Origin of the sequence: Cellulophaga sp. BC115SP (genome assembly GCF_009905545.1) — a bacterium.
Taxonomy (GTDB): Bacteria; Bacteroidota; Bacteroidia; order Cytophagales; family Spirosomataceae; genus Flectobacillus; species Flectobacillus rivi.
This window is the reverse complement of record NZ_JAAALB010000008.1, coordinates 46,516-58,529: the sequence shown is the minus strand read 5'-3', so window position 1 is coordinate 58,529 and position 12,014 is coordinate 46,516. Positions and strand designations below refer to the sequence as shown.

8 protein-coding genes are annotated in these 12,014 nt (G+C 38.0%); 3 read left to right on the top strand and 5 right to left on the bottom strand.

What is annotated here, in order from left to right:
• Positions 1-185: 185 nt before the first annotated feature.
• Entirely contained in the window at positions 186-2,429 is a 2,244-nt protein-coding gene (locus GVN22_RS08500) for a beta-N-acetylhexosaminidase (RefSeq protein WP_166550606.1), read from the top strand.
• A gap of 67 nt (positions 2,430-2,496) precedes the next feature.
• Here GVN22_RS08500 and GVN22_RS08495 read toward each other — a convergent pair whose 3' ends face one another.
• The 3 genes from GVN22_RS08495 to GVN22_RS08485 all read right to left on the bottom strand — a co-directional run bounded on the left by GVN22_RS08495 (position 2,497) and on the right by GVN22_RS08485 (position 5,413).
• Complete coding sequence (locus GVN22_RS08495; protein ID WP_166550605.1) at positions 2,497-3,120, bottom strand: hypothetical protein; 624 nt, start codon at positions 3,118-3,120, stop codon at positions 2,497-2,499.
• 95 nt (positions 3,121-3,215) lie between these two features.
• Entirely contained in the window at positions 3,216-4,256 is a 1,041-nt protein-coding gene (locus tag GVN22_RS08490) for a sugar phosphate isomerase/epimerase (RefSeq protein ID WP_166550604.1), read from the bottom strand.
• 278 nt (positions 4,257-4,534) lie between these two features.
• Positions 4,535-5,413 (bottom strand): NmrA family NAD(P)-binding protein, encoded by an 879-nt coding sequence (locus tag GVN22_RS08485; protein WP_166550603.1) that lies wholly within the window; start codon positions 5,411-5,413, stop codon positions 4,535-4,537.
• Between the two features lie 82 nt (positions 5,414-5,495).
• Between GVN22_RS08485 and GVN22_RS08480 the strand changes: the two genes are divergently transcribed.
• Positions 5,496-5,870: a helix-turn-helix domain-containing protein gene (locus GVN22_RS08480; RefSeq protein ID WP_166550602.1), complete on the top strand. Its 375-nt coding sequence runs from the start codon at positions 5,496-5,498 to the stop codon at positions 5,868-5,870.
• 201 nt (positions 5,871-6,071) lie between these two features.
• Positions 6,072-7,406: a PAS domain S-box protein gene (locus GVN22_RS08475; protein ID WP_166550601.1), complete on the top strand. Its 1,335-nt coding sequence runs from the start codon at positions 6,072-6,074 to the stop codon at positions 7,404-7,406.
• Between the two features lie 168 nt (positions 7,407-7,574).
• On the opposite strand, the gene GVN22_RS08470 is transcribed toward GVN22_RS08475, so the two are convergent.
• Together GVN22_RS08470 and GVN22_RS08465 are read right to left on the bottom strand one after the other, a co-directional pair.
• Positions 7,575-7,997 carry a toxin-antitoxin system YwqK family antitoxin gene (locus GVN22_RS08470; protein ID WP_166550600.1) on the bottom strand — a complete coding sequence of 141 codons (423 nt, stop codon included), beginning with the start codon at positions 7,995-7,997 and terminating at the stop codon, positions 7,575-7,577.
• A 279-nt stretch (positions 7,998-8,276) separates the two neighbouring features.
• Positions 8,277-11,873, bottom strand: coding sequence for a VCBS repeat-containing protein (locus GVN22_RS08465; RefSeq protein ID WP_166550599.1), 3,597 nt, complete (start codon positions 11,871-11,873; stop codon positions 8,277-8,279).
• Positions 11,874-12,014 lie beyond the last annotated feature (141 nt).

Below are 12,014 nucleotides of genomic sequence, written 5' to 3'. Positions count from 1 at the left end.
CCGAAGGCGAGTTTAGGATTTCTTGACTTTCTTTTGCGGCCGCCGCTGCGGTTACTTTTCTTGTGTTAAGACAAGAAAAGTAAGGTGTGGCAAATGGGAATTTTGTTTCTTCTCAAAATGCCGAATAAAACTTTCAAGCATACTGTCAGGTCATAATCACCCACCCAATTTCAATTAAAATCAATATGAAAAAACAACTTTTGCTTTTATGGTGTCTGCTTTGTTCGGGTACAATACTAGCGCAAAATCGTTATCCAATTATTCCTCAACCCCAAAAGATTATTCCTCAAAATGGGAGTTTCGAGCTAAACAAGCAGGTAGTTATTGTAGACAAAACCCACAACCCACAAACGTTGGTGGCGCTTCAACCACTGAAAGATAAATGTCGCTTGGCAGCGGGTTTGGCATTGCCTGTCGTGAGTAAAGCGAAGGGCAAAAAGCCTATTGAGGTAATTTTGGATGCTAAAATGACTCAGGCTGAAGGATATAAACTGAGCATCACACCTCAGCAAATCCAACTTAAGGCAAAAACACCCGCAGGGATTTTTTATGGGGTACAAAGTTTATTACAACTCCTGCCAACGGATATAGAACAAAAAATCCGTGCGAATGATACACAATGGACGATTCCTTGCGGAACGATTGAAGATGAACCACGTTTTGGTTATCGCGGGATTATGCTTGATGTGTCTCGTCATTTTATGCCTGTTGATTTCTTGAAAAAGTATATTGATGAATTAGCAGCACTCAAAATCAACCGTTTTCATTGGCACTTGACCGACGGGCAAGCTTTTAGATTTGAAAGCAAGAAATATCCTCTTTTACACACCGCCAAGTCTCCACAATGGCCAACCAATGAAGGTTTTTATACACAGGAACAAATGCGCGAATTGGTCAAATATGCTCAAGACCGTTTTATTACAATTATTCCTGAAGTGGATGTGCCAGGACACTCGCAAGCAGCCTTGGTTGCTTATCCACAGTATGCTTGTCAAGATAGTACAGGCAAGCAGTTATTGTTTCAAGGAGAGTTTTGTCCAAAACCCGAATCAGCACAATTTATTGCTGACATTTTAGATGAGGTAATTAGTATTTTCCCAAGTGAATACATTCATATTGGTGGTGACGAAGCTAGCAAAGTAGCTTGGCATAAATGTCCAGTTTGTCGTAAAACTACCCAAGATTTAGGTTTAAAGAATGTAGATGAATTACAGAGTAATTTTATCAAAACGCTTGAAAAACACCTCAATAGTCGTGGTCGTAAGATGATTGGTTGGGACGAAATTCTAGAAGGAGGATTGGCACCAAATGCAACAGTTATGGCATGGAGAAGCCTAGAAAGTGGTGGTGAAGCTGCCAAAATGAAGCATAATGCCATTATGTCGCCAACCTCGCACTGCTATTTGGATTATTATCAATCAGAAGATCCAAACGAACCTTTGGCATTTGCAGGATTTATTAACCTTCCAAAAATTTATAGCTTTGAACCTATTCCAGAAAACTTAACGGCAGAAGAAGCGAAGTATGTGTTAGGGCCACAAGCAAACCTTTGGACAGAGCAAGTACCTGTTGGTAGTCATGCCGAATATATGACTTTCCCAAGAGGAGTAGCATTGGCGGAAGTAGGTTGGTCGAAAAAGGAAGATCGAAATTATGCTAACTTTCTAGATAGATTATCGAGCTATTTGACTCGCATGGATTATCGTTCAGTTAACTATGCCAAACACTTTTTTGAAATCAAAACACAAACTTCAAGAGATGCCAATCAACGTATTAATTTGTCGTTGCTATGTGATAATAATGGAGCGCCTATCTATTACACAACCGATGGTAGCACGCCGACACAGCAGTCAAATTTGTACACTGGTCCTATTTTGATTTCGCAAACTACCAATATCAAAGCTGCCACCGTAATGAAAGGTAGAATGGTAGACGAAATCACTCGTACCATCAGCATCAACAAGGCTACGGGAGTACAAATGGAATTGACAACACTTCCTAGCAAACGATACTTTAGAGGGGGAATTGGTGCCATAACCAACGGTACTTTTGGCGGTAATGGTCGCTTCAATGACGAAGAATGGCTTGGCTGGAATGACCAAGATTTTGAAGGTGTGATTAAATGGAATCAGGCAACAGACTTTTCAAAAATCACGCTTCGCTTTTTCCATAAACCTTCAAGCTGGGTTTGGATGCCTAAATCGGTGAGTATTTTAGCATCAAATGACGGGATAAACTATACTACTTTATCGACGGTCAATCCAAGCGTACCTGCACAAGAGGGCGTATTGACGATACCAATGTCGTTGGGAAATCAACAATATAAGTTTCTCAAGATCAAAGCTCAAGCCTACGGAACCATTCCTGCCAATATGACTGGTGCTGGAGATAAAGCATGGCTTTTTGTGGATGAGGTTGTAGTGGAGTAGTTTTTTTGAGGGGATAGGGGTTAGGCAAGGAGGCATTAGTAATTAAACTTTACTTTTGCCTTTTTGCCTAACCCCTGTCCCCTTCTAATTCTCTACTTATATTTAATCTCGCTTGTTCCTCATATTTTTGAGTAAAGTAATCTGTTTTGAAAATCTGGTTCATTTCGAGAAAGTGTTTTAAGACCTTCTTTCTCCCAGGATTGTATAATAAATCTGGATAAATTGCATATTCATTTCTCACCTGCTTCGCATATTGTTTATAAACCTCCCAGTCTTTTCCTAAAATAGATAAGTCGGCGTCTGTAAAATAATTAACATCTTGATTTTCAGAGACCACGTGCGTTTTTGTTGCCAAAATCATCTCAATAACTCTGGCTACGATTTCTTCCGAAACCCCTAAGCTTTTCATTCTTTTTTCAGCCAAAGCTGCACTTTTTTCTTCATTATTAGATTTTAACGTGTCATACACTGCATCATGATAGAATAATGCCCACAAGAGAACCTCCCAATCTTGAATTTGAGTCTTTATCGATACTAATTCATGATATAAATTTTCTAAGTGAGTCAAATTATGATAGTGTCGTCTAGGCTGCGAATAGGCATCGCGTAGCTCTGTCCAATATGTTATCATCTTCGAATTATCGCGAGTATACCCTTGAAGTAATTCTGAGAAAAGGTGTTGTAGGTTCATGTTATTAAGTGAACAGGCACAAAATTAGGGTATAGGCATCAGGCAAAGAGGCAAAAGTAAATACTAATGCCTCCTTGCCTAACCCCTCTCCCCTATTATGCCAACGCTTGTTTACAAAACTCTAAACATTTTTTTACTTCTTCTACCGAATTTGAGCCTTTCGGGATTTGATATTCTAATTCGATAGTTGCAGGGAAATTGTACTTATTATCACGTATCAATTTGAGCGCATCAGCGATAGGCGTATCGCCTTGTCCCCATGGCAAATTGCCACGACCATTGGCTTTTGTCTGGCGATCCTTGATGTGCATACTAACAATTCTTTCATGATATTTTTTGACCATCTCCAAAGGCGTTGGGTTTCCTGCTGCCACAAAGTGTCCAAAATCAAAATTTAAAGCATTGGCAGGTGACTGCGCCAAAGCTGTATCCCAGAAAGTATAAGTTTGTTGCTCGTGACCATGGTAACCTACTTTGATACCAACTTTTTCAGCCATTTTACCCAATTTCAAGGTATGAGCATCATTACTTGGATGCTCCAAAGTAACCTGAGTAGCACCCAAAGCCTTTGCAGCACGCATACCATATTCAATTTCAGTATCGGTATTTTGCATACCAAAGGCATCAGGTTTGAAAGCATAAATAGAAACGCCTGCTTTCTTATAGGTTTTGCCTAATTCTTCAAACTTACTAATAGGAGCTGTAGCACGCCATTGTGCCATTTCTGCACGATAAGCTTTCATTTTAGTTTCAGCTTCGTCTAGTTGTTGCTGCTCCTCAGGAGTCAAGGTCTGCTTTTCGTTGCGTTTACGCATCAAGGGAAATACAGTACGGAAATCTACAGGATTTTTAGGTGCGCCAGCAAAGCTTTCTGCTGGACCGCCCATCAATTCAATCGCACTAATACCGCAATCACGGACATATTGTAAGGTTGCCTCCGCACTTTGATCAGGCATTTCACGAAACGAATAGGTAATTACACCGATTTGTACGCCTTTAATCAAAGAGCCAGATTTTCCGAAATTGTCGATAATGGCAGGCATCCCCCAGAGTTTTCCATTGGCCATGAGTGTACCTGTAAGCAAGGCAGCGCCAGCACCTAAAAACTGACGGCGAGAAGAATTGTAATCGTTCATTTTCAAATAGTTAAATTGGTTTATGTAAAAATTGAAGGGAATAGGTACAGCGTGGCGAAAATCAAATATTCAATCAACTCTGTACATCTGATGTAATGTTACGCAATCTGTATTTTTTAGCCAAAAAATTACGACTCTCAATCGACCAAATGCCTAAACTATTAGACAGTTATGGCATATTTGAGGTCTATTTTATCATGAAGATAAAATAAAAATCCACAGCCCAAACAAGAAGTTGTTTAGACTGTGGATGAAATCATAATTAGGGCTTTTTAACCTTAAAATGCGCCTGCAAATTCTTTGGCAAACGCCTGAATTTTGATAGAACCAATTTGTGCTGCACCATTTGCCTCAAAATCCTTTTGTAATTTTCCTTCACGAATTGCCGTGCCCATTTCGGTATACAAATTTGCCATTTCGGCTGGTAGACCTGCTTGTTGCATTCCTTGTAATGATTGTTCGTCGGTAAACTCTACCCAAGGAAGTTGTTTACCCAAAACATCACCAAATGCCTTTGCTACCTCCGCTAAACTTACATAGTCACTTACCACATAGCGAACCTGATGCCCTGTAGTACTTTTTTGTAATTCCTCCGCTACTGCTTCGGCGATATTTTGTGGATGCACCAGTGGAATTTTGGTATCAGCTGGATAGTTTGAACCAATGATTCCCATTCCTTTGATTAATGGAACATCGTTATAGAAATTTGTGTAAAAATACCCCGCACGCATAAAGCTCACATTCACATTTTGGAGTAAAGAGCGATACAAATTTTCGATATGATAAAGTCCTGCGATTGGTCCTGTTCCATTCTCGTATTCCGCCCCAATACTACTGAGCATTACTACTTTTTGAACTCCTGATTTGGCAATAGCTTCAGCATACGATTTACCTGCATTAACAGTATTTTCGATGATGTTTTGACCACCCATGTTTGGAGGAGTCATCACAAATACTGCATCAGAACCTATAAAAGTTTTTACTAAAAAATCAGTATCCGTAATCGAGCCAATAGCAGCTTGAGCACCAAGTGCTTCGATGGCAGACTTTCTATCTTCGTTGCTACTGATCACGGTTACTTCGTTAGTATTTGCTACCAATATTTTCACCAAATGTTTTCCTATGTTTCCTAATGAACCTGTGACTGTAATTTTCATGATCTTATATTTTGTTTTTTGTTGATACAAAGGTATTTTTGTACTTACTTTTTTACAAGTACTTACTCTAAAGTATGTATCCATGACAGCCATCAAAGAATCATCGACAATACAACAAAATAAGAAAACAGCCTTGGAGCTGTGTCCTGTAACTTTTACGATGGAAAAGATTGGAGGATACTGGAAGCCGATCATTATTTATCATTTATCTACTGAAAGTAAACGATACAGTGAACTCAAGAAGGCGATTCCTGCTATTACTGAGAAAGTATTAATTCAGCATTTGAAGCAGTTAGAAGCAGATGGATTGTTAATCAGAGAAGCAAAACCCGTAGTGCCTCCTTTTGTGACTTACCAGTTGAGTGAATCTGGGAAAAAACTTCTTCCTGTCATACACGCCATGGCGACTTGGGCTTTTGAACATCAGGAGAAAAGTACTGATCTGGGAGGCAAATAGTTTGAAAACTATTAAAAATAGGTTCAAGTATTGGACTAGAACCTCGGTAGTGGTTTTAAAAGTATAGTAGCATTCGGAAATTTGGGTATCTATAATAATTTTGCAATAGTAATTTAATTACCTATAACACATCATTATTGAACCTATCATTTTATATCCCTTACTATGCTTAACTCTCATCTAGTCGACGTAGTCCAGACTATGCTCAATTTTAGCGAAGAACCATCCCTATTTGTTTCCCCCAATCATGAGATTATTTCATACAATGCTCATTTCGAAACAATGTTACAATGGTATAACTCACTGCCAGTTAAACAAACAAAACTCATCACCGAATATCAGCTTCCTATTACCCAAGACAATTACTATCAACTCTTTGAAGAAATAATTTCTGGTAAAAAAGTAGACACCAATTTAGCCCACCCAAACGAATCGAATGCTATTCATTCCCGTATCAAAGGCGAACCCATTTATGGCAGCCAAGGTACGATTCAAGGTGTACTTTTATCCTTCAAAAACTTCACTCACAACGCTTTTATCCATAAAGAAATCGGTACGCTTAAGCATTGTTTTGAATCTATCCTTTCAGAAGCTCATGAAGGTGTCTTATTACTCGACGAGAATCTCAGGATTTTGTATTACAACGAAGCCCTCACCAAACAATACGTATATGAAAATAATCACCTACTCCAACAAGGGGTGAAAATTTTAGATATTGTCAACGATGCCGATAAATCACAAACTGAGTTTCTACTCAAATTAGCTTTACGTGGTGAAATAATTGATAGAGAAGTACCTATTAATGCTTCTAATGGACAGACTTATTGGTTTAGGATTAAAGTATTTCCCATCAAGAATCCAACAAACCAAATCATAGGGGTTACCATTTTATCGCTTGATGTATCAGAAAAAAGGAAATTTGAGCTTTCTTTTCAAGAAAGTGAAATCAGGTTTAAAAATATCATCGAAAATACGCCTATCGCACTGGCAGTGCTCGATAAAAACTTCAAAGTGATTCAACTCAATTCTGTAGCAGAGGAGCTGCTAGGCTATACCTCTCAAGAATTAATAGGAACAGACCTCAGAAGTATCATTTATTGCTCCTACTTTGATGACAGAGAAAGTAGTCCATTTTTCGAAAATTCTGATGCTTTCTTTACAAATCTTACCTCAGAAAGATTTATCTCTACAATTAATAAAGCAGGCGAACTTGTTACCGTTGACGTAACCATCAATGCCTATAGGTTTAACACCAATAAAACTATTGTACTAGCAGCAAGAGACGTTCGTGTTTTGCTCAAACAAGAAGAAAAGCTACAATTACATTCGGAGCTATTCAGAAAAATCGCTTGGCAACAATCTCACGAAGTACGAAAACCACTGGCTAATATCATGGGAATTACCAATTTACTACTCGAATCGGGTTCTTCTGCTAGCATGGATATGTATTTGGAGTACTTAAAAGAAGCGACTGTAGAACTAGACACCATTATTAAAAATATCGTTGACCAAACGTATTTGACACAAGGGGAATAATCTATAACCTTAAACGCCAAAATCAGCTAGCTCAAGTCAAAAACTTAAACCTGTGAAATTGTATTAGCACCTAGTTCAAGTCTATGACTTGGACTCACTCTTTCTAAAGTTTGTAAACTTTAGAAAGAGTGAGCTAACACTTAATAAACAGCATTAATCTATTCTCTATTAATAGTCTTTTTTCTTAATAATCTTACCATTCTCCCATAACTCATAAGTCATCAACTTACCATTATCACTGTAGTAAAACCATTCTCCTTTCATTTTATTATCGTCATATACACCCTTTACTGTAAGTAGACCATTATCATTAAAACATTCAAATAATCCATTTAACTTTCCATTCTTACAGTGAATTTTTTTAATGATCCTTCCAAAGTCATTATAAAAAAGACCCTCACCATTTTCAATTCCATTTACATAGGTAACAATATTGTTAATAAATCCAACATCATTATACTCTATCCACAAGCCTTGTTTTAGTCCATTAATTTCTACTCCTTGGGGTAGTACAATTTTTTTATTTATGACTACATATTTAACCTTAACGTCTTTTTTTTCTTGGCATGAGAATAGTGTAAGTGCTATCATACACAGCATTAGTACAATCCAACTGATGTTTTCTGAGTAGGTTTTTCGTGTGATTTTAGGAGTATTTAAACTATTCTTATACATATATTATTTTTGCTAAGTAATAGGTAATATTAAACTAACAATATATCTGTGATACAATTTAACAATATCCTTCTAATGATGAACATATTCCATTAACTAATGTACTATTCTCGAATAACCTCTTTTAATTTATATCACCTAGCTCAAGTCTAAAACTTGGACTAGGTGCTCTTTAAAATTTATAAACTTTTCTTTTTAGTAAACTCTCTTTTGATGATGGTAGTTGGTAATCTCAATTTGTTTTACGCTTGAGTTAAGATACAGATTACGAGCCGATTGAGACAAATAAGTATTGCCATAATAAAACTCTTCTTTTCGTTTTTTACCATTTTTCAACCAAACAATAGCCGATTGGTCTTTGGCTTGTAAAGGAATGATTTTCGTTGGTTTTTGTGATAGAAGCACTTCCCTTAAAGCTCCTCTATTTTGCGAACTCAATAATCCTATTTGCGCCTTCGCTGTCGGAATCATTACCAAAGCTTTGGTATCTCCATCGAGACATAAGCCTGTTTTGACTAATGGTAAAGTACTGAAGTTGCCCTCCCCATCTCCTAGTAATATTTCTCCCATCCCTGCATCTAATCTACCAATACTGATTTCATTGCCATAATCATTGCCACTGAGTAATAAGTCCAAATTACCATCGGCATTCCAGTCGGATACTAACATGGCATTAACACTCGAAAATTGCGCTACATTTGGTAAAGCTTTCAACTTGAAGGATCCATTACCCAAGTTTTCAATGTAACTTGTTTTTGTCCAATTAGCAGTCAATATCGTAGCGGTACTCAATTCGCTCGGGGTAAGTACTTCATGGATAGTAGCTTTGGCGTATTTATGATACTTATCAAAGCGTTTTCGAGTCTGAATCATCTGTTTCACCATATCATCACGTGTATTAAACGGAAACTCTTGACGCTTACCCAAGGTGTCTTTAAGATATACCGTCGGGATGGCATCATAACTTCCATCGGTATTAAAATCGCCATGATATAGCCTTACAGGCATATCGTCGCTAGCGCGATAGAGGGTATTTTCACCTTGATTCCCTAATACATAGTCCATATCACCATCATTGTCAAAGTCGCCTGAAACAATGCTATTCCAAAAGCCTTTATAGCTTGTCAACTCCTTATTTGAGATATTCTGAAGACGTCCTTTATTATTTTTCAAAAAGGTTGGCGACATCCATTCTCCTGCTAGTAGCAAATCTTCCCAACCATCATTATCATAGTCGGTCCACAAGGCGTCACATACCAATCCTATATCTTTCAAAGCAGGCGCCATGGTCGCTGTCACGTCAGAAAATTTCAATAATGGGGCTTCGTTACGAAGGATGTAGCTATTGGTAGCTTTAGGATATTTATTGGGTTCGACACGTCCACCAATAAAGAGGTCGAGGTCGCCATCGTGGTCAAAATCACAAGCTTTAACACAAGAGCCACTTTTCAAGAAACTTGGTAAAATACCATTTCCTAGTACAAACTTTCCTTTACCTTGATTAATATAGATATGGTCTTGATAGCCATTATCACCCACAGGCAATTCATTACTTCCACTTACAACATATAAATCTAAATCGCCATCATTTTCCAAATCGAACAATAAGGCTCCCATTTCTTCCCAATTCTTATCAATCGCTTTTTCGGGTAGTAAGTCTTTTTTCTCGAAACTTCCGTCTGGTCTTTGTAACCCAAACACACCTTTACGACGAAGCGATCCTCCCATATAAAAATCCTCCAAACCATCTTGGTTGACATCGCCAACGGCTATGCATGGTCCCAATTGAGACAATTTATGTGGAATGAGTTTTTGAACATTAAAGTCTATAAAATCCTCCTCTTCATGCACAAAGTCTTTGCCGATTTTTTCTTGGTTTTTCGTAAAAAGAAAGTCAGTATTCGGTTCCGATTTTGTAGCTGGCTTGGCTTGAGACTCATACACCACAAGTTGTTGATTGGCTGGCACATTCGTTATCGTTTGCACTAATCCACTTGACCAAGTCACTATTAATTGATCTATTTTTTTATAAGAACCTAGTCCAAAATGCGCACCAGTTTCTACTGAGGATAAATAACCTCGGTAAGGTGTATTTTCATAGAATTGTTGTTCTCCTTTACCATAAATAGCCTTCACTGTCGCACCTAGTCCATTTTTATTGGAAGCATTGCCTACAAATTTGAGACGCAGGTAGTTACTTTTTTCTGGTAATTGTTGGCGTACATTATTACAAAAAACCGAAGCCGAATCATTGATATTATTAATGATATAATCCAAATCGCCATCGTTATCCAAATCCGCATAGGCGGCGCCATTTGAAAAACTTGGTTCGGTGATTCCCCAAGATTCTGTCACTTCTTCAAACTGTAAATTACCTTTGTTACGATAAGCTTTATTCTTAACTTTTACCGAAGGAATTAAATCCAACAACTGCACAGGAGCGACATAAGCACCCACTTCAGCACGATAGACCATAAAATCTTGATCAGTAATATCTTGCGGGAAACCGTTGGTAATAATTACATCTCGTAAACCATCATTATCAAAATCGGTCACCAGTGGCGTCCAACTCCAATCAGATTCTGCCAAACCAGTCAGCAAGCCTACTTCGCTAAATACTGGTCGGTGGGTATAGGGGTTTATCCCACGGTTGAGCTGAAGGGTATTTCGAGGATATTGGAATACATATCCAAACTTTTCGTTGTTTTGATAGGCTTGGTAATTGTTACCTAGTGTCATCATCTTTTTACGATAATTATCCTCAGGCATCATATCCAAAGCCAAAATATCAACCAAACCGTCGTTGTTAATATCTGTCACATCATTCCCCATCGCAGAGTGTGAGGTATGCTTAAAATACAAAGCGGCCTCATCTTTAAAACCAATGTGTTTACCATTTTCATGCTGGTTGATATACAGCAGGTCATTGGTCAGGTAGTCGTTGGTGATGTAGACATCTTTCCAGCCATCTTGGTTGATATCAGTAATATTGATCCCTAAACCAAAACCTTCAAACAGAATTCCTTCTTTGTGTGAAACATCTGTAAAAACGGCATGCTTCAGCGTTGGATTCCAGTCATTGCGATATAACTTATCTGTCAATGGCGAACTTCCATCTGAAACACGAGGGTGATACATATTAGGAAAACGAACATCCGCCATCTCATTTACAGCGATATACACGTCCAAATCGCCATCATTGTCATAATCAAAAAAAGCGGCTTGGGTAGAATGTGTTGTATCGGCAAGACCATACTCTTGCGCCATTTCCTTAAAATGCGGAATTCCTGCCCTATCTACTCCCTGATTGACATACAGCAAATTAGCTCGCTGACCAGCGGTTTTTCGAGCAGTTGTACAAACATAAATATCCATCAAATTATCTTGATTGATGTCTACAACCGCCACACCAGAACACCAGCGACCTTCGCCTGTCACCTTTGCTTCTTTGGTAATATCTTTAAAATGTAGTTGATTCGTTTTGGAGTCGTTGAGGTATAGCTGGTTAGAAACGTGGTTGCCTGTGAAATACACGTCCACCAAACTATCATTATTAAAATCGGCCATAGCCACTCCTCCCCCATTATTGATATATTCGAAAGTCAGAATGTTCATAGTATCATTTTCAGAGATACGATTCGAAAAATGAATACCAGAGTCTTTGGGGTCAATTTTCTTAAAAAGCCCATCTTTTGATGCACTTCCACAAGCATAAAGCCCTAGTAAGCCTAAGCCTACTAGGGTGATTAAATATAGAAAACGGTATGCAGTTACGGTAGAGGTTTGAGGCATATTATAAGTAAAAAAGTTATTAATTAATAGTATATCAGTTATTGAATTACACTCATAATCAGCATGTGTTTCTAATACAATTATGAATATATTTTTGCCTAATGCCTGCGACTTATAGCCTAAGGCGTATTAATTGTGAAT